The organism is Streptomyces purpurogeneiscleroticus (genome assembly GCF_020024005.1).
GTDB classification, from domain to species: domain Bacteria; phylum Actinomycetota; class Actinomycetes; order Streptomycetales; family Streptomycetaceae; genus Streptomyces; species Streptomyces purpurogeneiscleroticus.
The window spans coordinates 1-21,306 of sequence record NZ_NHSG01000208.1 but is presented as its reverse complement, the minus strand read 5'-3'; the positions used below and the strand labels follow the sequence as shown (position 1 = coordinate 21,306).

The following is a 21,306-nucleotide window of genomic DNA, read 5'->3' as shown; positions in this document are numbered from 1 at the left end:
CTCAGTGCTCCTTCTCGGTGGAGTGCCCGGGGAACAGGGCAGCCTCCGGGTCGATGACGGTCGCCGCGTTGTTGACGGCGGTGGCGGCCTCGCCGAAGCCGACCGAGATGAGGCGGACCTTGCCGGGGTAGTCGGTGATGTCGCCCGCGGCGAACACCCGGGGCAGGTTGGTCGCCATGTGGGTGTCGACCGTGATCTTCCGGGCCTGGAGGTCGAGCCCCCAGTGCTGCAGCGGCCCGAGATCGGCGAGGAAGCCGAGCGCGGCGACCACGGTCCCGGCCGGGACGAGGCGGGTCTCCTTGGTCGTGCGGTGCCGGATCTCGGCCTGCTCCACCCGGTCGGCGCCGAGGAGGCGGCTCACCTCGCAGTCGGTGACGATCTCCACGCCGAGGGTGCGGACCTTCTCGACGGACGCCGCGTGGGCGCGGAAGCGGGCGGTACGGTGCACGAGGGTGACCGAGCGGGCGATCGGCGCGAGGAGGGCCGCCCAGTCGAAGGCGCTGTCACCGCCGCCCACGACCACAACGTCCCGGTCCGCGTGCACGGACGGGTCCGGCACGAAGTACTCCAGGCCGCGGCCGAGGAACTCCTCCCCGGCGGGCAGCGGGCGCGGGGTGAACGTGCCCACGCCGCCCGTGATGACGACCGCCTTGGCGCGCACCGTCGCCCCCTGGTCGCTGCGGACGACCGGCAGGCCGTCGGCGTCGTGCGTCAGCTCGGCGGCCCGGTGGCCCAGGAGATAGCGCGGAGAGTAGGGCTCGGCCTGGGCGATGAGACCGTCCACCAGATCGCGGCCGCGCACGGACAGGAAGCCGGCGATGTCGAAGATCGGCTTCTCGGGATACATCGCGCTGATCTGCCCGCCGAGCTGCGGCAGGACGTCCATGACGGTGACGGTCAGGCCGCGGAACCCTGCGTAGTAAGCGCCGTAGAGGCCCGCCGGACCGGCGCCGATGATCAGGACGTCGGTGGCCAGGACGCCGGTTTCGTCGGTGAGTTGGCTCATGGTGTGAGCGTAGGAACGAGGCGGCGGTTCTCCCTACGGAGTCGTTCCGGTGAGCAGGACGCGGCTGGTCGGGCGGGTGTGCGGCGGGGGCGTCGGGTCTCCGGAACACGGTGAGGGGCCCGCCGTCCGGCGGGCCCCTTCGCACTCGTACTGCGTGTACTGCTTTCCTTGCGGCGTACCCGGTCGCGCGGCGGACCCGCGACCGCGCTTCCGGCGGAGCACTCAGGCCAGTGAACGCCCGATGCCGAGCGCAGCCGTCCGGAGTGCCGTCGCGTACCCTGCCGCGTCCATCCGGTAGGTGGGCGCCGTGATGGACAACGCGCCCACCAGCGTGGTGCCTCCGGCGAACACCGGAACGGCCAGGCTCGCGTAACCGAGTCTGATCTCCTCGGACTCCAGGACGATGCCCTCCTCCCGGATCCGGTCGAGCTGAGCGCGCAGGCGGCCCGGTGAGATCACCGTGTGCCGGGTGATCGGCTTGAGGCCGCCCCTGACCACGTCGACGAAGAGCGACGGCGGCGAGTACGCGAGGATCGCCTTGCCGGTGCCCGTGCAGTACAGGGGGAGCCGGCCCGCCACCCGGGACTCGGCGTTCAGCCCGCGGTGCGGGAAGATCTTGTCCAGGTAGACGACGTCCAGGCTGTCGTGGATGGCGAAGTGGATGGTCTCCCGGGTGATCAGGAGAAGATCCTCCATGTACGGCTGCACGGCCTCGCGCAGGATGCGCTGCCGGTGCACCCGCTGCCCCAGCTCGAACAGACGCAGTCCGAGCCGGTAGTCGCACCCCTCTCGCTCCAGCAGCCCCCAGGTCACCAGCTCTTGGGCCAGCCGGTGCACCGTGGCCTTGGCCGCCCCCGAACGACGCACCAGCTCGGCCAGCGAGAGGGCGGCGTCGTCGGAGGTGAAGGACTCCAGGATCGGACGGACCTTCCCCAGAACGGAGTTCATGGAGTCGGCCCCGCCCACCTCCTCGCTCTCGGGCCCCGGCGCGGCGCGGTGTGCCGAGAGCACGAGGCCCTGCGGCGCCGGGTGCGCGACCGGGTGTGCGAGGGGGTGGTGACTGGCCGGCGCCACGTCGGCCGGCGCTTTCATGCCGACTGCCCCGCGTCCACGGCCGCCGGGTCGATGACCGCGACGCCCATCCCGGTGAGCCACTCGGGCATCGGCTCGTACGCCAGACGCCGTGCGGGCGCATGATCCAGGGCGGCGGCCATCAGCAGCCACGTCCGCAGCTCCTGCGCGCCGTTGCCCGCCGCCTTCTCCAGTTCCTCGGTCGTGTACGCGGTGAGGCGGTGTGCCTCGCCGCGTTCGAGGAGGGTGAGGAATTCGTTGTCGAACTCAGGGGTGAGGTGGGCCTCGGCGGCCCGGATGATCTCGCGGCGGCGGGCGTCGTAGTCCTGCCAGTTCTCGCGGCCGTTGAGCCACGCGCCGACCATGAACTCTTCGTCGTCGCCGTGCGGTTCGCGCCAGTCCGGCCAGGGCAGCCGGTGTGAGAGGCCGCCCGAGCCGACCACCGCGACCCGCCGGTCGCCGGGGAAGGCGAGCACGGCCTCGCGGATGGCGCGCCCCAGTTCCTGACATCGCTCCAGGGTCGGCAGCGGGTGCGCGAAGACGTTCACCACCAGCGGCACGATCTCCACGTCGAGCCCGTCGAGCAGGTACTGGATGGCGTGCGACTGCCCGTGGTCGATCTGGAGCCGGGCGGAGAACGCCGGATCGAACCGGCCGCTCTCCACCAACGAGTCGGCGATGTGCCGCGCGAGCGGCACGTCCACCGGCTGCGGGCCCTTCGGCGTCCCGGACTCGCCGCTCGCAATACACTCCCCGACGCCCAGCGTGAACGGCGGGATCAGATCGAGCCAGAACCCGCGGAAGTGGTTCGAGCCGATCAGGACGACGGTGTCGGGACGGGAGCGGGCCAATTCGTCGCGGGCCTCCCCGAGCGCGTCACGGAAGCGTTCGGCGCGGTCCTTGTGGACGGTCTCGTCCCAGTGCGTGTTCATCAGCGTGCTGTGGGAGGCCCCCACGCCGAGCACGATCTCGCTCATGCCGTTGCTCCTTCCGGCTCCACGGCGGGCCCGGACTCCCCGGCGGAGGCGCACTCCGCGTGGGAACGGGTCACGGTGTCGACCGCCGTGCGGATCAGATGGCGGGTCAGTTTCTGCATCTCCCGTACGGAGACGGTGTTCATGCCGCGGGCGAAGTCGATGTCGAAGGGTGCCTCGGCCACCTTCGGCATGCCGACGCGGACCGTCGGGATGCCGCGCCCGCGCAGGATGTTCGCGTCGGTCGCGCCGCTGTTGCCGTTCACGACCTCGTGCGGGCGCCCTTCGAGGGCCTCCCACCCGGCGACCGCGCTGCGAAAGACCCAGCTCTCCCGGCTGGTGGTGGTCCCCGGGACGGCGAGGATCATCTCGACCGTGGCGTCGAGCCCCGGCATCGAGCGCTTCAACTCCGCTATGGTCGAGGTGAATTCACGCTTCGCCTGCATGGGCGTCGTCTCCGGGGTGATCCGCAGGTCGACCCGCAGGGTGCAGGCCGCCGTGGTCACCGCGGCCATGCGCGGCCAGCCGCCCCGCACCGACGACACGATGCCCTGCGGCGAGACCGTGCCGCCGGTGTGCCGCTTCGCGTACTCGGCGAACCACCGCTCCAGGTGCCGTACGACGTCGCCGGCGCGACTGATCGCGTTGTCGTACGGGAGCCGGTGGCGCGAGCCCACATAGGTGTGGGTGCCGTGCACCGTCACCTCGAACCAGACCAGGCCGACCTCGTCCCACGACACGGTCCACCCCGGCTTGGCGATGACCGCGTAGTCGGTGTACACGCCCTGCTCAAGGAGGAACGAACAGCCCGCGCCCTGGCCGGTGTTGAGCCGGTCGCTGCCGGGCAGGGCGTTGGTCGGCATGCCGCCGGCGCCGAACGCGGCCACCAGGTCCCCGGTCAGCGGAACTCCGGCCAGCGCGATCGCCTCGGCGGCCAGCATCACGCAGGCCGCGTGGCCTTTGGGGTTGGAGGCGCCGAGGCCGGTCACCAGATCGTCGTAGACGGTGGCCTCGGGGCGCATGTCCTCGCGCAGCTTCGGCCCGATCCACGGCACGTCCTCGCACTCGTCGCCCACAGTGAGGGTGTCGATGGGCGCGTACAGCATCAGATCGGGTCCGGTGCCGTCGCCCTCGAGCCGGGCCCACGCGTTCGCCTGGCGGGCGTCGAGCGGCTGACAGGCCGCGCGCAGTCCGACCGATGCGAGGGTCCCGGCGATGTGTTCGGCGAGCGGCCGCTCGTCACCGGTCGGACTGGCGATCCCGACGAGGCCGACGATCAGCTCACGCAGCCGCTCGTCGGTGACATACCCCCAGGCCTCCGTCACCCAGGCGCGACGCCGGTCGTCGAGCCCGGAGAGTCCGGAGGGCTCGTCGATGGGCTTGTCGCCGCTCACTGATTGACCCGGTGCACCTGGGTCAACGTCGTCTCCGCGAAGCGCTTCCTGGCGCGGGGGAGTGCCACCGCGATGGCGACACCGAGCAGGATCTTGAGCAGGGTGCGGGCCATGATCAGGCCTCCGTTTCCGTGGTGTCCGTGGTGGGTTCGGTGACGCCGGCGGCGGCGAGCTTCTTGCCGTACTCCTCCTCGCTGAGGTTGCGCCAGGAGGTCAGCGACACGTCGGGGCGGTAGAGCTTCTCCGGGGGCGCGTCGGTCACGTCGACCATCCAGGCGTCCTGGCCGGAGAACTGGCCGTGGAACAGCCAGCGGATGGCGCCGAGGTACTTGCCGTAGAAGCGGAGGGTGTCCCAGCCCTGCTTGAAGTTGACCATCACGCCGACGTACATGTGGTGGTCGTCGTCGATCGGCACGTAGAACTCGTAGTGCATGAAGTTGGGGTAGGCGATCCGCAGCATGCCCGGCATCGACAGGGACGCGAAGCCGGGGAAATCCTGGGACTCGATCACCGGGTCGATGTTGTCGGTCTTGCCGGTGTTGCCGAGGTTGAACGTCCCCTCCGGCGGCTGCTTCATCCACCACCGCTTGTTGGTCCAGCGGCCCACGCCCGGGAAGTCGGCATCCCAGTAGACCTCGTCCTGGACGCGGTAGATCCAGCGGCCCTTCGGCACGATCCGCGTGATGTTCCACGTCGGCATCGGCTTGAACAGCCGCCACAGTGCCGTCCGGTGGAGGTACTTGGCGTGCCCTTCGTCGAAGCCGTTCTCGCAGGCGAAGCGCCAGTTGCCGGCACGCGGATCGAAGCGGCCGCCCATCACGAAGGCGTTCGACACCAGCTCCTCGGGCAGCTGCTCGTCGATCGGGTGCGGCTCCTCCTCGGCGATCGGCATGTACACCCAGACCATGCCGAGCCGCTCCTCGACGGCGTACGTGCGCACGCCCAGCTTGCCTGTGAGGCGGCAGCCGGGACCGTCGGTGATGACCGCCGACAGCTTGCCGGTGGGCAGGTCGAAGGTCCAGCCGTGATACGGGCAGCTGACGGTGCCGGGGAACTGCTGGTTACCCTCCGACAGCGGGACGCCGCGGTGCGGGCAGCGGTTGTGCAGCGCGTACACCTTGCCGCTGTCGCGGATCAGCGTGATCTTCTCGCCGCAGAGCGTGAACGGCTTCGGGTCGTCGGTGATGTGGCTCGACCAGGTGACCGGGTACCAGTAGCCGCGGAATCCTGACGCCGCCTTGTCGTAGTGGGGCCAGGACGACCAGTCCTGCCGGCCGATCTTGTCGGCGGATGCGCGTGGCGCCTTGGCGGGCTCCTTCGCTGCGGTCTTCCGTGCGGCGGGGGATCGTTCGCTCGTCGTCATCTCGTCGTGGCCTCCTGCTCCGGTGGGTGTGCGGCACGAGCATCCGGCGCGGCGCGACGCCTGCCTATGAACCCGTTCCGGTGAACGGACCGTGGCCGGCAGCGGACCGGTCAACGAACCATTGACCTTGGTCGCTCAGGGGCGGCCGGACAGCATCTGTTCATGAACCGCATGACGATTCCCGGCCTGGTCGACGCGGTGGCCGCTCACCACGGCGAACGGGCCTTCCTGACCCTCGACGGAACCATGCGCACCTACGCGCAGACGCGCACGGCCGCGGCCACGATGGCCGGCGCGCTGGCGGCCCGGGGCTGCCGCCCGGGGGACCGGGTCGCCGCGCTCCTGTCCAACCGCGTCGAACTGATCGATCTGGTGCTCGGCTGTGCCTGGCTCGGCGCGGTCGTGGTCCCGCTCAACACGGCACTGCACGGACGGCTGCTCCGGCACGCGCTGGACGAGTCGGAGCCGCAGTTCCTGTACGTGGAGGAGGAGCTGGCCGCACGCGTGGGGGAAGTGGGATACGCGGGGGAGGTGTGGGTGACGGGTTCGCCGCAGGCGCCGGTCGCCGGCATCGAAAAGGCGCTCGACGCCCATCCGTCCCGCCCCGGTGACACGGCCGCCATCCTGTTCACCTCCGGCACCACCGGCCCCTCCCGCGGCGTGCGCTGCCCGCACGCCCAGTTCGCCTGGTGGGGCCGGAACGTGGCCGACTCGCTGCGGCTGACCGCCGACGACACCCTCTACACCTGCCTGCCCCTGTTCCACACCAACGCGCTCAACACGCTGGCGCAGGCGATGACGGTGGGGGCCTCCATGGTGGTGGACCGCAGGTTCTCCGCCTCGCGCCACTGGACACGAGCCGCCGAGACGGGAGCCACGTGCGTGTATGTGCTCGGCGCCATGGTGCCGATGCTGCTCGCGCAGCAGCCCGGGCCCGCCGACCGCGCGCACCGGGCCTGGCGCGGACTCGGCCCGGGCACGCCCGGCGCGCTGTGGGACGTGTTCCGCGAGCGGTTCGGCGTGACCCTCGTCGACGGGTTCGGCTCCACGGAGACCAACCTGGTCATCGGCTCCGTACCGGAGGACTGCCGTCCCGGTTGCATGGGCACGGTGCGCGACGGCTTCGAGGCGCGGGTCGTCGGCCCGGACCTCTCGTCCGTGCCGGACGGAACGCCCGGGGAACTCGTCGTCCGCACCGACCAGGAGCATGCCTTCGCCACGGGCTACCTGGGCGACGTGACACCCGATCCGGGTGCGTGGCGCCGCACCGGGGACCGTGTGGTGCGCGAGCCCGACGGCTGGTTCCGCTTCGTCGACCGCGTCAAGGACAGCATCCGGCGCCGCGGCGAGAACATCTCGTCGTACGAGGTCGAGACCGCGCTGCGGGCGCATCCCGATGTCGCCGAGGCAGCCGCGTTCCCGGTTCCGTCCACGCTCGCCGAGGACGAGGTGATGGTGGCGGTCGTCCCGCGCGCCGGCCGCACGCTCGAACCGGCGCAGGTGGCGCGGCACTGCGCGCGGGAGCTTCCCGCGTTCGCGGTGCCACGGTATGTGGACGTGGTCACGGCGTTGCCGCTCACGGAGACGGGCAAGGTACGCAAGTCCGTGCTGCGGGAGCGGGGGGTGACCGGGGGGACGTGGGACCGGTGCGGCTAGGAGTCCGTACCGGACGGGCGGTGGCCGGGTGCCGGTTTCGTCGTGGCTGATCGCGCAGTTCCCCGCGCCCCTGAAGGCACGCGCTGCGCGCGGCCTTCCCCGACGAGACACCGCACGAAGTGCGTGCATGTCCGGGGCGCGGCTCCGTCGCGGGTCGCGCCCTGCGACGGAGCCGCGCCCGGGCCGACAACACGCCGGCCCAGGCTCTCACCCGGGCAGCAGCACAGCCCGCCCCCGCACGCGCCCGACCCGCAGGGCGTCGAGCGCCGCGGGAGCGTCCGCCAGCCCGAATTCCTCGACGGCCAGGGTCAGTTCACCCTCGGAGAGCCGTCGGACCAGGTCGCCGGAGACCTCGCGGGCCCGGCGCTCCTGGCGGATCATGTTCACCGGCAGCAGCGCCACCTCGTCGAGCAGCCAGCTCGGCAGATCGAGCTCGACGTGCGGGCCCGCCACGTAGCCGATGACCACGGCGCGTCCGCCCCGCCGCACCCACCGGCTGCGGCCGACAAGGCCCGCGCCGCCGAGCGTGTCGACGAGCAGCGAGGCCGACCGGTCCTGGGCGAGACCTTCCGCGTCGTCCAGCGTCAGAGCCTCGACCCCCTTCGGCACTTCGGCCAGCTGGTCCTCCCGGCCGACCACGCCGGTCACCCGGGCGCCCGTGGCCAGTGCCTGCTGGGCCACCATCGCGCCGACCGCGCCGGCGGCGCCCACCACGACGACGTTCTCGTCCTGACCGATCCGGGCGATGTCGTGCAGCGCCACGTACGCGGTCGTGGCGGGGACGAAGAAGCTCGCCGCCACCGCGGGGTCGAGCGGGGCGGCGAGCGGGGTGACGGCCTTGCGCTTCACGCTGACCCGCTCGGTCCATGTGCCGTCGCGCAGCAGGCCCAGGCCGCCTCCCCGCAGCACGACCTGTGTACCCGGCGTGAGACCGGAGTCGGCGTCCGCCTCCAGGACTGTGCCCGCGCCCTCGACGCCGCCGATGTACGGAAGCGAGGGCTTGAGCTCGAAGTCGCCGGACGCGACGGTGACATCAAGGTGCGAGACACCGCCCGCCGTCACCTGGACGAGGACCTCGCCCGGTGCGCGGACGGGCTCGGGCACCTCGTCGAGGACGGGCGCGGCGCCCCAGTCGTGGAACCGGACCGCCCGCATCAGCCGGCGGCCTTGCCGATGAACTCGAGGCTGAGCGCGTTGTAGCGCTCGGCCTGCTCGTGCTGCGGCCAGTGCCCGCAGTTCTCGAAGAGTTCGAGGCGCGAGCCGGGAATGGCCTCGTGCAGGGCCGTCGCCTCGGGGGTCTCGCCGAAGGGGTTCTGACGTCCCCACACCACCAGCGTCGGCTGGGTGATCCGGGCCAGGTGCTCGGGGCGCAGCAGATTGCGCTGGCGGCGCTCCATCTCTTGGAGGGACAGGAGGTTGTCGACGCCCGCGACGAACTCCGGCGTGTGGTAGATCGCGTGCCGGACCTCGACCAGCTCCTCGGTGGCGGAGGCGTCGTCGGCCATCAGCAGCCGCATCCGCTTGCGGGTGAGCTCGATGTCGTCGGAGGTGACGGCCTGCTTGGTGCTGGTGCGGATGCGGTCCATCACCTCGGGGTTCGCCACCGTACCGCCGGAGCAGAGGAGTTGGAGGCTGCGCACCCGCTCCGGGTGCTCGATGGCGGCGCGGGCGCCGACCCAGCCACCCAGGGACTCGCCGACGATGTGGACGCTGTCGACACCGACGGCGTCCAGGTAGTCGATCAGGTGGGCGACGTAGTCGGCGATCTCGTACGGCTTGTCGGGCTTGCCGGTGTAGCCGTGGCCGAGCATGTCGATGGCGTGCAGGTCGTAGGCGGCGTGCGCGGTGATGTTGCGCGCGAAGGCCTCCAGGTGACCGCTGGTGCCGTGCAGGAAGACGACGGCCTGGGCGGTCGGGTCACCGGCGCGCAGGGTGCGGGTGGGGACTCCGGCGGCGTCGACGTACTCGACGCGGAAGGGGGTGGGGCTGATCTCTGTCCAGATGGACATGCTGCACTCCGTAGGGCGGTTGGGAAGGGGGAAGCTTCAGCTCAAGGAATTGAGGAAGCCGCTGACCACCGAGTGGTACGCCTCGGGGCGCTCCTCCTCGAGGTGGTGGGAGGTGTGGTCCATCACGTGGAGGTTCCCGTTCGGCACCATGCGGGCCAGCATCAGCGGGTAGTCCGGGGTGAGGAACGCGTCCTGCATGCCCCACATGAACAGCGTGGGAGCCTGGATCTGCCCCAGTTCCTCGGTGAGGTCCTGCCAGTCGCCGCGCGGCGAGTCGGACATGGCCGCCAGCGCGCGCTCCTCCTCGTCGAGGCTCTGCTCGTAGCGCAGCGTCAGTGTTTCCTCGGGGAGCTTCGTACCGTCGTACCACTCCAGCTTCGTGATGAGGTCCCGCATCTTCTCGCGGGTCGGGCCCTCGCCGCCGTAGTAGATGTCGCGGGCCGTGCGGCCGCGGTGCCCGTTCTCGGGGAGCGGGGCGAGCGGCCCGTAGAAGACGGGCATGCTGCCCGTGATGACCAGCGAGCGGACCCGGTCCGGGTACTTCGCGGCGAGGTTGAGGGCGATGGTGCCGCCCCACGAGCTGCACACGAAGTCGGCGCGGTCGACGCCGAGCGTGTCCAGCAGGCCGACGGTCTTCGCCGCGTGGTGGTCCCACATCGGGCCCTTGATGGGGGACTTCTCCGACTTGCCGTACTGCTGGATGTCGACGAGCAGACAGCGCCGGTCGGCCGCGAACAGGTGCGCGACGGGCCCGAAGTCGCTCCACGCGGTGCAGCCGGGGCCGCCACCGTGCAGGAACACGGTGTCGGGCCCCGAGCCGAGGTCGTGATAGTGGTAGCGGATTCCCGCGCCGTCCGCGTAGTGGCTCTCCGGTGCTGGTGACATGCGAGTCCTTCCGTAGGAATGCAGGGGGGTACGGTGTCGAGCCCATCACCGAACCGGGCGCGGGCCCAGCGTCGCGGTCCGTTCAGCGAACCGCTCTCGCTGGGTGACTCGGATGACCGCTCACTGCGCGGTGTAGCCGCCGTCCGCGTGCACTACCGCGCCGGTGGTGAAGGACGAGCCGGCGGCGAGCAGCGGGAGCACCGCGTGTGCGATGTCCTCGGGCCTGCCCCAGCGGCCCAGCGGCACCTTGGCGGTGAAGGCGGCCTGGGCGGCGGCGTCGGTAGCGGTGTCACTCTCGTTCATGGGGGTGCGAACGGGGCCGGGCGCGACGCAGTTCACGGTGACGCCGGTCCCGGCGACCTCCAGGGCCGCCGACCGGGTGAGCGCGGCGACCGCGCCCTTGGTGGCGGCGTAACCGGACCGTTCGGGGGCGCCGGTCGAGCCGAGCACGGAGCCGATCGTGACGATGCGACCGTGCCCCGCGTCGAGCATGCCGGGCAGGACGGCGCGCATCGCCAGCCACGTGCCGATGACGTTGGTGTCGAGGGCGGCGCGGAAGTCGTCGGGCGTGAGGTCGAGCACCGAGCCGCGGGCCAGGCGGCCGGCGGCAGTCACCAGACCGATGACGGGGCCCCAGCGTTCGGCGGCCCGGCTCACGGCCGCGGCCAGCGCGTCGGGGTCGGTGGTGTCCGCGACCAGCGCCAACTGGCGCTCGCTCGCGATGCTTTCGAGCTGCTTCGCCGCTGCGCGGCAGCGGTCTTCGGAACGCCCGGTGACCACCACGGGGCGCCCGGCGCGGGCCACCGCCTCCGCGATGGCCAGGCCGATGCCACTCGTGCCGCCCGTGACGAGCACGGCCCCGTTCTGCGTGGCTTCTTCGGTGTGCTGGGTCTCGGTGTGCTGTAGGGAACTCATCCGCCGAGGATGCGGAACGTACGGCAGCACGCCAATGCGGGCGGTCCGGTCACCGGAACCGGACCACCCGCGATGGCGCTGCCTCACTGTCCGGTGAACACCGCGGTCCTCTTCTCCAGGAACGCCTGAAGCCCCTCCGCCGCGTCAGCGGTCCCCATCAGGTCGGCGACGCCCTTCTCCTCGCGCTCCAGGGCCTGTTCGAGGGGCAGCCCGTACCCCTCGTCGACGACCCGCTTGAGCAGGGCGATGGTGGCCGTCGGCTGCGCCGCGAGGCGGCGGGCCCGCTCGGCGACCGTCGCCTCGAACTCGGCCTGCTCCACCACGACGTCGACAAGTCCGAGCTCCAGTGCGCGCTGCGGTGTCAGCCCTTCCCCCTCGATGATCAGGCGCTTCGCCAGGTGGGGGCCGATGAGCCGGGGGAGTCGCTGACTGCCACCGGCCCCCGGGAACAGCCCGAGCCGCATCTCCGGGAAGCCGAACGTGGCTTCCGTCGAGAGGATCCGCAGGTCGCAGGCGAGCGACAACTCTCCGCCGCCGCCCAGCGCGTGGCCGTTCATCGCCGCGACGACCGGCTTGGGGGTCTGCTCGATCACCCGCTGTACGTGGATCCAGCGGCGCATCTTCGCCTGGTTCTCCGCGGACAGATCCCGCATGACGGCGATGTCGGCACCTGCGATGAAGAACCGGCCGGTGCCGGTGATGACGATGCAGCGCACCTCCGGATCGGCGGCCAGCGGCGACAGAGTCGCGAGAAACTCCTCGATCATCGCCGGATCCACGGCGTTCACCTTGGGACGGTCCACGCGGACGGTGGCCACTCCGCCGTCGCGCGTCACGTGCAGTACGGAGGGCTTCTTCTGGAGCAGCTTGTCCTGGGTCATCCTCGCCTCGCTCACTCGGTCACTCCTTCGGCGGTCAGCGTCGCCAGCCGTTCATCGCTCAGGCCCAGCAGTTCTCGCAGCACCTCGTCGGTGTGCTGGCCGAGGAGAGGTGCGGGCCGGTTGAGTTCGCCCGGCGTCGCCGTCAGCCGTGCGACGATGCCCTCGTGCCGGACCGGCCCGGTGAGAGGGTGGTCCAGTACGGGGTAGAAGCCGCGGGCCGCGAGCTGCTCATCGGTCTCGACCAGGTCCTGCCCGGTCGCCACGACCGCTGCCGCGACGCCCTCCGCCTGGAGCATCTCGGCCAGCTTGTGGCCGTCCTGCCGGCTCGTCCAGGCGGCGAGGGCAGCGTCGATCTCGTCCTCGTGCGCGCGGCGAGCAGCCAAGTCGCCTTCAACGCAGGGGAGGTCGACGAGGCGCGTCAGCGCGTGCCACTGCGCTTCGTCGGTCACCGACACCGCCACCCACCGGTCGTCCCCGGCCGCCGGATACACACCGTGCGGCACGGCGTGCGGCGACCGGTTCGGGAACTCGGTGGTCCGGGGATCCGGCCCGCCGTCGCCCAGGACGGATTCCAGGGCGGCCGGGCCCATCGTCGCGGCCATCGCCTCCAGCTGGGACAGATCCACGTGGCCGCCACGCCCGCGCGCCAGCAGGTCGAGCGTGGCGAGCACCGCGGAATTGGCCGCGATCATGTCGCCGAGCCCGAAGGTCAGACCCTGCGGCGGGCCACCCGGGTCGCTGGTCTCGCTGGACAGGCCGGACATCGCGGCGAGCGTGTCGGCGAACGTGACGGCGTTGCGCCAGGGACCGGTCTGCCCGACCCCCGCCATCGACACCAGGATCACGTCCGGGTTGAGTTCGCGCAGCGACGTGTAGTCCATGCCCCAGCGGGCGAGCACACCCGGGCTGAAGTTCTCCACGACGACGTCGCAGTGCGGGACCAGCTCGCGCAGCAGTCGCCGGCCCTCCTCGGTCCGCAGGTTCAGGGCGACGCCGCGCTTGTTGCGGTTGAAGTTGATGAAGTAGCCGCTGTCGTCGGGGTCGGAGCCCGACCGCAGATGCATCGACGGGGCGAAACGCGTGGGGTCCTGGCGGTGCCGCGACTCGACCTTGACGATGTCCGCACCGTGCTCCCCGAACTGCTTGGTCACGTACGGACCGGCGAGGACCCAGGTCAGGTCGAGGACCCGCACCCCTTCCAGGGCCTTGGACTTCGGGGCCCTGGAAGGGGGCTGCTCACCACGGCCGCGCACCTGGTTCTGTTCAGACCTGCGCCACGGCTCATCGCCCGGCGCCACCTCCCGGAGCGCGGGAAGAGTGACCGGCCGCGGCAGCGCCGCCCACGGAAACCCGACGTCCTCGACGCCGCCGTCCGGCAGCCCCTCGCCGGTGATCGTGACCAGGGACTCGCGGTGGCGCAGCTGCGGGTTGTCGGTGAGACGCGCGGCCGGTACGACCTCCGCCCACGGCAGGGCCCGCTCCCGCGCCTCTGCGGCCAGTTCGGCGGCCCGCTGCCCCGCCGCGAACCGCCGCACGACAGCGTCCACATGGGGGCGCTGCTGCCACCGGAACGAGGCGTCCTGCCAGCGCTCGTCGAGGAGGTCACTGGCCTCGCCCCGCTCGGCCATCCACGCCAGCAGATCCGTCCACATCCGGTTGCTGCCGGAGTAGCCCCCGGCCACGTAACCGTCCGCCGCCTCGAAGATCTGGTGCGCCACGTGTTCGTACACCCCTCCGTTGCGTACCGGGAAACGTCCGGCGTGGATCCATGCGAGGGCGCCGGTCTCCAGCGTGGCGGCGACGGCCTCCTGCGCGGAGACGTCGACCAGCTGAGGAGTGCCCGACACGACGGCCAGGAGCGCCCCGATCGCCGCGTGGGCGCCGGCGGTCTGCAGCGCCTGCTCCCGCGGCGGCGGCTTGGGCTGTCCGTCGGGGCGCCCGCCGAGCCAGGTCATGCCGCCCGCCGACGCCAGCACCAGATCGTCGCCGGTCCAGTCGCGGCGCGGCCCGGTCAGCCCGAAGGGCGTCACCACCACGTGCACGGCGTGCGGCCACCGGGACGAACCGTCCTCCCGCAGGCCGCGCAACCGCGCCACGGGCCCGCTCTCCAGGACGACGTCGGCGACCGCCGCCAGTGCGTCGAGCTCGGCCGGGTCCTCCGCCGGCACCCAGCGCTTGCCCGCGTGCCAGTGCGTGCGGGCCGCCGGGTCGAGGCCGGTGCCCGGCTCGGTCCGTACGACGTCGGCGCCGATCCCGACGAGCAACCGGGCGCCCTGGAAAGCGAGTTCATCGGTCAGATCCAGCACGCGCAGTGCTGCCGGGTCCGTGTCTGGTCCCACCACGGCTCCTCCCCTTACGTGTCCGCAGCCTTTGCGGAATCTCACGATCAACGGGGGCGGGAAGGCGGGCCACCGGGGTGTTCTGCTGACCGGAACCGGATCCGGAACCGGGGCATGGCCCGAGAGCAGTGGCGGGCGAGTGCTCAGCTCGCGGCGTGGGCGGGACGCACCCCGGCCGGCTTCGGCCCGCGTACCGTGCGCGCCGCGCGTGGCGTTCCGTACGACGGACTCTCCACCGTCTTCCGCGCCACGCCCCGCTCGATGCTCTCCGCCGTGGCCCGCAGCGCCGCGAGGTGTCGGTTCGCCGACACCTGCGCGATCGGTCCGGTGACCGAGAGCGCCGCGTACTCCGTCCCGGCCAGAGCCACCGGTACGGCGAGGCTGGCGTCCCCGATCCTGACCCCCTCGATCTCCAGCGCGTACCCCTGACGTGCCGCCCTGGACAGCCGCTGGGCAAGGGCCTGCGGATCCGTGACGGAGCGCGGGGTCAGTGCGGGCAGCCCCCTGCCGACGAGCGCCGCCACCCGCTCGGGTCCGTCCGGGGCCAGGGAGAGCAGCAGCTGACCGGTCGCCGTGCAGGAGGCGGGCAGCCGACCGCCGACATAAGAGTGGGTGAGCACGTTGGCCTCACCGGCGATCTTCTCCAGGAACAGGACGTGGGTGCCGTCGAGGACCGCGAGGTGCACGGCCGTACGGGTCCGTGTGAACAGGTCGGCCATCAACGGGCGGGCCACGGTGCACAGCACCGAGGAGGCGGGCACTCGCTGCCCCAGATGAAAGAGCCTGATGCCGAGCTCGTACGTCTCACCGTGCCGGTCGAGCAGCCCCCACTGCACCAGTTCCCGGGCGAGGCGGTACGCCGACGCCTTGGGCACGCCCGACCGGCGGCTCAGCTCGCTCAGCCGCAGTCGGTCCGCCCCCGACTCGAACGCGGCGAGCAGCAGCTGAGCCTTGCCCAGGACGGAATTGGGCAGCAGGACGTCCTCGTCGGCGTACGACCCCATCAGCGTCCCCTTAATTCGTCGCATGGCGGTACAGGCCATTTGAAGTGCAACAACGCCATGTTGCATAGAGGGGCGGGGGCGTAAACATCAGGCAACAGGCGTGGTGATGGCCTCCTCCCGGGACTGGTCGGCGTCCTGCGTGCCGTGCTGCCCGGGGTCCTTCGGTACCTGCGCGAAGAAGACCAGGGCCACCAGCGTGACGAGTGCCATCCCCATGGTCAGCAGCGCGACCGGCAGGAAGTGCCCCGTGGCGGCCAGCAGCGCCGTCGCCACCACCGGCGACAGGCCACCGGCGATCGCCGACGACAGCTCGTGGCCCAGCGCCATCCCGGAGTACCGGGTGCTGGTACTGAACAGCTCGGAGAAGTACGAGGGCTGGACGCCGATCATCGCGGCCATGGCGATGTGGCCGATGACGAACGCCACCCACACCGCGGCGGGCTGCTCCGTGTTCATGAGCATGAAGAAGGGCGCCGCCCACACCAGCATGCCGATCGCCCCGCCCAGATAGACGGGACGCCTGCCCACCTTGTCGGAGAGCCGGCCGAAGACGACCATCATCGCCGAGTCCACCAGCATCCCGCCGATCCCGGCCCACAGCAGTACGGTCGAGGAGATCCCCACGTACGCCCCGTACACGAGGGAGAAGGACATGAAGATGTAGCTGGCGCCGCTGTCGGCGAAGCGCAGCGCCATCGCGAACAGCACCTGGCGCGGATGCCGCCGCAGTACTTCCCGCAGCGGCGAACGAGGCGCGCTCTCGGCCTCGGTGGACTCGGCCTCAAAGCTGTCCGTCTCGCCGAGATTGCGGCGGATGTAGATCCCGACCAGGAAGATCACCACGCTGGCCAGGAACGGGAGCCGCCATCCCCAGGTCAGGAAGCCGTCCCCGGACACCTGCTCGGCCAGCCACAGCGCCAGTGCCGACAGGACGAAGCCCAGGCCCATGCCGCAGGAGCTGAACGAGGCGAGGAACCCACGGCGCTCGGCCGGGACGTTCTCGGTGATGATGAGGACGCCACCGCCCCATTCGCCGCCGGCCGCCGCGCCCTGGAGGACCCGCAGCAGGATCAGCAGCAGCGGGGAGAACAGACCGGCCGTGGAGTACGAGGGCAGCAGCCCCATACAGAAGGTGGCGCCGCCCATCAGCGAGAGCGTCCCCATGAGCGCGGCCTTGCGCCCGCGCCGGTCACCGATGTGTCCGAAGATCAGACCCCCGATGGGTCGGGCGGCGAATCCCACGGCATGACCGGCCAGGGCCGCGATGGTGCCGAGCAGCGGATGACCGCCGGCAGGGAAGAAGACCGTGCCGAGAACCAGCGCGGCAGCCGTGGTGTAGAGGAAGAAGTCGTACCACTCCATCATGTTGCCGGCGACGGACGCGATGACCACGCGTCGCGTCGTGGACGCGGCCTCGGGCGTGCTCTTGCGGGGCATGTGTGCTCCTTGCCGTTCGAGCCTGGGATCGGTGGAGCGTACGAACGGCCGGAAGTCGCCTCAATCGTGCCGGTCCGCCAGGCGGGACACCGCGCTTTCCGCCGGCCTTCCGGGGGTGTCAGGTTTCCGCCACCTCGCCAGCACTCCGACCCGGAGGTCGCATCCGATGTTCTGTCTCCACCGCACAAGACGGCGCCCGGTGGCCGCCCTGCTCACCCTGCTCGCACTCCTCCTCGCCACCGCCTGCGGCGCGGGCACCACCGACTCGGCGGGATCCGCGGGCGGCACGAGTCCGACCGTCCGGATCGCGCTCGGCGTCGACGCCTCGTACGCCCCGCTGTATCTGGCTGCCGAGCGCGGCATGTTCAAGAAGGCCGGTCTCGACGTGCAGCTGATGAAGGTGGAGGGCGGACCCGCCGCCGCCCAGGCCGTCACGGCCGGCACGGCGCAGATCTCGGCCAGCGCCGACTCCACCGCGCTGCCGCAGATGGTGAGCAACCCGCGCCTGCGCGCCCTGGGCGTGTTCCAGTCCTCGGGTCGTTACCTCAAGGTCGTCCTGCGCAAGGGCATCACCTCGCCGCGCCAGATCAAGACGATCGGTTCGATCCAGGGCATCGGCCTGTACGCCACGCACGAGTACCTGCGGTACCACGGCATCGACCCGGACTCCGTGAAGATCCAGCAGAGCTCGCCGCAGGAGATTCCCACCATGCTCCAGCGCGGCGACATCGACGGTTACATCCTCTTCGACCCCTGGGCGACCAAGGGCGTCGAGGCGGGCGGCCACATCGCCGGTTCCATCGGCGACTTCGGTGTTACGTACAAGCAGTGGCTGCTCACGGACGACAAGTGGCTGAAGGAGAACGAGGAGCTCGCCGGGAAGGTGTTCAAGGTGGTTGCGGAGGCCGACCGGCTGGTGACGAAGGATCCGCACGCGGCCGCCCTCGCGGCTCACCAGCAGGCCCAGCTGCCGGTGGCGCAGACGGAGCAGGGCGTCGGCGAGATCTCCTTCACGTCCCGTGCCCTGACCTCGGCCGATGTCGCCTCCTCGCGCAAGATCGTGGACTTCCTCAGCGCGCAGAAGCTCATCAACAGCGCACCCGACTACGACACCGTGCTGTTGCGGGGCTGGTACGACCAGCATGCCAAGTGACCGCCTTCGACGAGCCGAGTCCGGGCTGTCCCACTGAGCGGACCGTCGCGCATGCACCTGCCCTTCGACCGGCAGTAGCGTTCGCCCACTCGCGGGCCCGCACCCCGATTACCTGCCGAAAAGCACCCCACTCCGAGGTGACCATGCAGACAACGACCCGCCCGAAAGCCCGCCCGGTCAAGCGCATCGCCGGCACCGTCTTCCTCACCGCCGCACTGACGGCGGTGACCGCCTGCGGAGCGGGCACCACCGACGCCGGCTCGGGCTCCGGCGGCAAGGCAGGTGATCCCCATATACGTATCGCAGTTGGTATCGACGCCGGGTATGCGCCGTTCTTCGTAGCCGATGCCGAGGGGCTGTGGGCCAAGCACGGGGTCGACGTCGACCTCGTCCAGTTCGCCAAGGGCGGGGAAGGCGTCGACGCTCTCAACGCGGGGCAGGTCCAGATGGCGGGGAACTCCGACGCCACCACCATCGGCCTGCTCGGAGAGAACCCGGACCTGCGCTCACTGCTTGTGTACGAGGACTCCGGCCGCTACCTCAAGGTCGTCCTGGGGCCCGATGTGAAGTCCCCCGCAAAGATCCGGAAGATGGCCGTGGTCCCGGGCCTGTCCGAGCTGGCAGCCACGCGGTTCCTCGAATCGAAGGGCATCAAGCCCGACTCGGTCGAATTCGTCACGGCCGACCCTGCCGAGATCCCGGCGCTCACCAAGAAGGGCGACGTGGACGCGTACGTCCTGTGGGAACCGTGGCCGGCCAAGGGGGTGGAGCTGGGCGAGCGGATCCTGGAGACCACGGGCGACTACGGCTTCAGCTACCAGCACTGGCTGCTGTCGACGGCGCCCTGGCTCAAGGACAACAAGAGCATTGCCGTCAAGGTGGCCGCTGCCCTCGCGGAAGCGGCCAAGAAGACCGAGAGCGATCCGCAGGCCGCGGCGAAGGCCGCCAAGGACGCCGCGAAGATCCCCACCGACCAGACCCTGAACGCCGCGAAGGACATCGACTTCGCTGTCCGCGACTTCACGGCGAAGGACCTCAAGGGCTACGACAGTACGGCCCAGTTCTACCTGGACACCGGCAAGGTCACGGCCCGCCCCGACGTGTCCCGCACCGTCCAGCGCGGCTGGCTTCCCGACAACACGGAGGGGTCCTGATGGCCGAGGCGATGAAGGGCATCGAGAAGGAGACAGTGCCGGGGGAGGGGGCGGTGGCCGCGACGACCGTGGCAGCCCCCCGTACGCCCACGGAGCCGAAAGCCGGACGCGGAGCGGCTCTGCGCGTCGAAGGCGCGGGCATCTCCTTCGGTGACTTCCGGGCCGTCCAGGGCATCGATCTGGACATCCCGGCCGGAGAGTTTCTCTGTCTCCTCGGACCCAGCGGCTGCGGCAAGTCCACGCTGTTGTCGGCGATGGCGGGATTCATCCAGGTCAGCGAGGGAACTCTCACCGCGGACGGCGCGCCCGTCCGCGGCCCCGACCCGGAACTCGGCATGGTGTTCCAGAGCAGCGAGGCCCTCTTCGACTGGATGACGGTGCAGCAGAACGTCACCTTCGGGCCTCGCATGCGCGGCCTGTCCCGCGCCGAGCAGAACCGGGTGGCCGACGAGTTCCTCGGCCTGGTCGGCCTGCGTCACTGCGCGGACCGCTACCCTGGCCGGCTCAGCGGCGGCATGCGCCAGCGCGTCCAGATCGCCCGGGTCCTCGCCAACGAACCGGGCGTCGTCCTCATGGACGAGCCCTTCGGTGCGCTCGACGCGCAGACCCGGCAGGTGCTGCAGCAGGAGACGGCCCGCATCTGGAGCGCGTCCGGCTGCACCGTCGTCTTCGTCACGCACGACATCGACGAGGCGATCCTCCTCGCCGACCGGGTCGCCGTGATGACGGCGGGCCCCGCGGCCTCGATCAAGTCCCTGTACACGGTCGACCTGCCGCGTCCCCGCGACGAGTCCGACCCCGCCGCCCTGCGCCTGCGCAGCCGGCTGCGCGAGGACATCGGAGAAGAGGTCCGCAAGGCCATGCGCGATCAAGGACTCGACGACCAGCTCGACCGAGAGGCGAAGGGCGCATGACGATCACCACGACCGAGGCCCCGACCCCCGCCCGCACACGCACCCGCCCGCGCCGCACCAAAAGGAAGGGCGGCGGACAAGCGCTGCGTACCATCGGCCTCTATGTCTTCGCCATCCTCGTCGGCCTGGCTGTCTGGCAGCTCCTGGCCATGAAGTACGGCCCGTCCCTGGTCGCCTCGCCGAGTCAGACCCTGTCGGCCGCCGGTGAACTGGCGTCCGACGGCACGCTGGGCAACTCGGTCATCGCCTCCAGCCGCCGCATTCTGATCGGCTGGGGCCTGGGCGTCGTGGTGGGCGCCCCGGTCGGCCTGCTCATCGGGCAGATCAGGATCGTCCGCCAGCTCCTGGAGCCGTACACAGAGTTCTTCCGCTTCATCCCGCCGGTCGCCTTCGTGACCCTGGCGGTGGTGTGGCTGGGCATCGGTGAGAGTTCGAAGGTGGTCCTGATCTTCTACACGGCCGTCTTCATCGTCACGCTCAACACCAGCGCGGGCGTGATGGCCGTCAACGAGTCCAAGCTGCGGGCCGCGGCCAGCCTCGGAGCCGGCCGCCGCCAGATCCTGCAGCGCGTCGTGCTGCCGTCCACCGTCCCGTACATCCTCACGGGCGCCCGCCTCGCCATGGGCAACAGCTTCCTGACGATCGTCTCCGCCGAGATCGTCGCCGCCCAGGTGGGTCTCGGCTCCCTGATCTGGACCTCCCGGAACTACGGCCGGATCGACTGGGTCTTCGTCGGCATCATCACCCTCGGCATCCTGGGCCTCGTCTACGACCGGATCCTGCGTGTCATCGCGATGCGTGTACTGTACAAGTATGGAGCTAAGGTGTAATCGGGGCCTTAGTGATCTACGGGGGAAAGCGCAGTGACCAACGGGGGGAAGAATGGAGAACTCAGCACGTGAGCAGTTCCGCAACCACATCGCGCACCCTGGCCCTGGAGGAGTTCGGCACCCTGCCGCGGCTCGGGGAGCGGGCCGTGCCCGCGCCGCGCCCCGGGCACACTCTCGTCCGGGTGGCGGCGGCCACCGTCGCCCATCTGGATCTGAACATCCTCGACGGACAGTTCGGCATCCTGCCCGAGCTGCCGTTCATCCCCGGCACCCAGGGCAGCGGCTACGTCCTCGCCTCAAACACCCACCCCGAGGGCGCCC

General features: G+C 70.9%; 19 protein-coding genes. 6 read left to right on the top strand and 13 right to left on the bottom strand.

Annotation, left to right across the window (positions count from 1 at the left end; translation table 11 throughout):
- Position 1 precedes the first annotated feature (1 nt).
- The 5 genes from CCS38_RS13485 to CCS38_RS13465 all read right to left on the bottom strand — a co-directional run bounded on the left by CCS38_RS13485 (position 2) and on the right by CCS38_RS13465 (position 5,808).
- Entirely contained in the window at positions 2-1,006 is a 1,005-nt protein-coding gene (locus tag CCS38_RS13485; RefSeq protein ID WP_223733486.1) for an NAD(P)/FAD-dependent oxidoreductase, read from the bottom strand.
- Between the two features lie 222 nt (positions 1,007-1,228).
- Positions 1,229-2,098 (bottom strand): IclR family transcriptional regulator, encoded by an 870-nt coding sequence (locus CCS38_RS13480; protein ID WP_223733485.1) that lies wholly within the window; start codon positions 2,096-2,098, stop codon positions 1,229-1,231.
- Complete coding sequence (locus CCS38_RS13475; protein WP_223733484.1) at positions 2,095-3,054, bottom strand: DODA-type extradiol aromatic ring-opening family dioxygenase; 960 nt, start codon at positions 3,052-3,054, stop codon at positions 2,095-2,097. Before CCS38_RS13475 ends, CCS38_RS13480 begins: the two co-directional genes overlap by 4 nt.
- Positions 3,051-4,445 carry a M20 family metallopeptidase gene (locus CCS38_RS13470; protein ID WP_223733483.1) on the bottom strand — a complete coding sequence of 465 codons (1,395 nt, stop codon included), beginning with the start codon at positions 4,443-4,445 and terminating at the stop codon, positions 3,051-3,053. The genes CCS38_RS13475 and CCS38_RS13470 overlap by 4 nt, the downstream gene beginning before the upstream one ends.
- 115 nt (positions 4,446-4,560) lie before the next feature.
- Complete coding sequence (locus CCS38_RS13465) at positions 4,561-5,808, bottom strand: aromatic ring-hydroxylating oxygenase subunit alpha (protein WP_223733482.1); 1,248 nt, start codon at positions 5,806-5,808, stop codon at positions 4,561-4,563.
- Between the two features lie 162 nt (positions 5,809-5,970).
- Here CCS38_RS13465 and CCS38_RS13460 point away from each other — a divergent pair, with 162 nt between their 5' ends.
- Positions 5,971-7,464: an AMP-binding protein gene (locus tag CCS38_RS13460; RefSeq protein ID WP_223733481.1), complete on the top strand. Its 1,494-nt coding sequence runs from the start codon at positions 5,971-5,973 to the stop codon at positions 7,462-7,464.
- A 207-nt stretch (positions 7,465-7,671) separates the two neighbouring features.
- Here the strand turns inward: CCS38_RS13460 and CCS38_RS13455 are convergent, their stop codons facing one another.
- The 8 genes from CCS38_RS13455 to CCS38_RS13420 all read right to left on the bottom strand — a co-directional run bounded on the left by CCS38_RS13455 (position 7,672) and on the right by CCS38_RS13420 (position 16,934).
- Complete coding sequence (locus CCS38_RS13455) at positions 7,672-8,619, bottom strand: alcohol dehydrogenase catalytic domain-containing protein (protein WP_223733480.1); 948 nt, start codon at positions 8,617-8,619, stop codon at positions 7,672-7,674.
- Positions 8,619-9,473 carry an alpha/beta fold hydrolase gene (locus tag CCS38_RS13450; RefSeq protein ID WP_223733479.1) on the bottom strand — a complete coding sequence of 285 codons (855 nt, stop codon included), beginning with the start codon at positions 9,471-9,473 and terminating at the stop codon, positions 8,619-8,621. Before CCS38_RS13450 ends, CCS38_RS13455 begins: the two co-directional genes overlap by 1 nt.
- Before the next feature lie 36 nt (positions 9,474-9,509).
- Entirely contained in the window at positions 9,510-10,358 is an 849-nt protein-coding gene (locus tag CCS38_RS13445) for an alpha/beta fold hydrolase (protein WP_223733478.1), read from the bottom strand.
- Positions 10,359-10,478: 120 nt separating this feature from the next.
- On the bottom strand, positions 10,479-11,273 hold the full coding sequence (locus tag CCS38_RS13440; protein WP_223733477.1) for an SDR family NAD(P)-dependent oxidoreductase: 795 nt from the start codon (positions 11,271-11,273) through the stop codon (positions 10,479-10,481).
- Positions 11,274-11,356: 83 nt separating this feature from the next.
- Positions 11,357-12,169 (bottom strand): enoyl-CoA hydratase/isomerase family protein, encoded by an 813-nt coding sequence (locus CCS38_RS13435; protein WP_223733476.1) that lies wholly within the window; start codon positions 12,167-12,169, stop codon positions 11,357-11,359.
- Positions 12,166-14,493, bottom strand: a complete 2,328-nt coding sequence (locus CCS38_RS13430; RefSeq protein ID WP_223733475.1) for a CaiB/BaiF CoA-transferase family protein — start codon at positions 14,491-14,493, stop codon at positions 12,166-12,168. Before CCS38_RS13430 ends, CCS38_RS13435 begins: the two co-directional genes overlap by 4 nt.
- Before the next feature lie 143 nt (positions 14,494-14,636).
- A complete protein-coding gene (locus CCS38_RS13425; protein ID WP_223733474.1) occupies positions 14,637-15,497 on the bottom strand; it encodes an IclR family transcriptional regulator in 861 nt (286 codons plus the stop codon).
- 87 nt (positions 15,498-15,584) lie between these two features.
- Positions 15,585-16,934, bottom strand: coding sequence for an MFS transporter (locus CCS38_RS13420; RefSeq protein WP_223733473.1), 1,350 nt, complete (start codon positions 16,932-16,934; stop codon positions 15,585-15,587).
- 199 nt (positions 16,935-17,133) lie between these two features.
- On the opposite strand from CCS38_RS13420, the gene CCS38_RS13415 reads away from it, so the two are divergent.
- From CCS38_RS13415 to CCS38_RS13395, 5 genes are all read left to right on the top strand, one after another.
- Positions 17,134-18,087, top strand: coding sequence for an ABC transporter substrate-binding protein (locus CCS38_RS13415; RefSeq protein WP_223733472.1), 954 nt, complete (start codon positions 17,134-17,136; stop codon positions 18,085-18,087).
- Positions 18,088-18,230: 143 nt separating this feature from the next.
- Positions 18,231-19,241 (top strand): ABC transporter substrate-binding protein, encoded by a 1,011-nt coding sequence (locus CCS38_RS13410; protein ID WP_223733471.1) that lies wholly within the window; start codon positions 18,231-18,233, stop codon positions 19,239-19,241.
- A complete protein-coding gene (locus CCS38_RS13405; RefSeq protein ID WP_223733470.1) occupies positions 19,241-20,155 on the top strand; it encodes an ABC transporter ATP-binding protein in 915 nt (304 codons plus the stop codon). The genes CCS38_RS13410 and CCS38_RS13405 overlap by 1 nt, the downstream gene beginning before the upstream one ends.
- On the top strand, positions 20,152-20,985 hold the full coding sequence (locus CCS38_RS13400; RefSeq protein WP_223733468.1) for an ABC transporter permease: 834 nt from the start codon (positions 20,152-20,154) through the stop codon (positions 20,983-20,985). Before CCS38_RS13405 ends, CCS38_RS13400 begins: the two co-directional genes overlap by 4 nt.
- A gap of 68 nt (positions 20,986-21,053) precedes the next feature.
- On the top strand, positions 21,054-21,306 hold a 253-nt coding region (locus CCS38_RS13395), incomplete at its 3' end, for an alcohol dehydrogenase catalytic domain-containing protein (protein WP_372457063.1).

Bases quoted from the DNA above. Each gene is read 5' to 3' on its own strand.
- CCS38_RS13485 (WP_223733486.1), bottom strand. From the start codon at position 1,006: ATGAGCCAACTCACCGACGAAACCGGCGTCCTGGCCACCGACGTCCTG.
- CCS38_RS13480 (WP_223733485.1), bottom strand. From the start codon at position 2,098: ATGAAAGCGCCGGCCGACGTGGCGCCGGCCAGTCACCACCCCCTCGCA.
- CCS38_RS13475 (WP_223733484.1), bottom strand. From the start codon at position 3,054: ATGAGCGAGATCGTGCTCGGCGTGGGGGCCTCCCACAGCACGCTGATG.
- CCS38_RS13465 (WP_223733482.1), bottom strand. From the start codon at position 5,808: ATGACGACGAGCGAACGATCCCCCGCCGCACGGAAGACCGCAGCGAAG.
- CCS38_RS13460 (WP_223733481.1), top strand. From the start codon at position 5,971: ATGAACCGCATGACGATTCCCGGCCTGGTCGACGCGGTGGCCGCTCAC.
- CCS38_RS13455 (WP_223733480.1), bottom strand. From the start codon at position 8,619: ATGCGGGCGGTCCGGTTCCACGACTGGGGCGCCGCGCCCGTCCTCGAC.
- CCS38_RS13450 (WP_223733479.1), bottom strand. From the start codon at position 9,473: ATGTCCATCTGGACAGAGATCAGCCCCACCCCCTTCCGCGTCGAGTAC.
- CCS38_RS13445 (WP_223733478.1), bottom strand. From the start codon at position 10,358: ATGTCACCAGCACCGGAGAGCCACTACGCGGACGGCGCGGGAATCCGC.
- CCS38_RS13440 (WP_223733477.1), bottom strand. From the start codon at position 11,273: ATGAGTTCCCTACAGCACACCGAGACCCAGCACACCGAAGAAGCCACG.
- CCS38_RS13425 (WP_223733474.1), bottom strand. From the start codon at position 15,497: ATGGGGTCGTACGCCGACGAGGACGTCCTGCTGCCCAATTCCGTCCTG.
- CCS38_RS13420 (WP_223733473.1), bottom strand. From the start codon at position 16,934: ATGCCCCGCAAGAGCACGCCCGAGGCCGCGTCCACGACGCGACGCGTG.
- CCS38_RS13410 (WP_223733471.1), top strand. From the start codon at position 18,231: ATGCAGACAACGACCCGCCCGAAAGCCCGCCCGGTCAAGCGCATCGCC.
- CCS38_RS13405 (WP_223733470.1), top strand. From the start codon at position 19,241: ATGGCCGAGGCGATGAAGGGCATCGAGAAGGAGACAGTGCCGGGGGAG.
- CCS38_RS13400 (WP_223733468.1), top strand. From the start codon at position 20,152: ATGACGATCACCACGACCGAGGCCCCGACCCCCGCCCGCACACGCACC.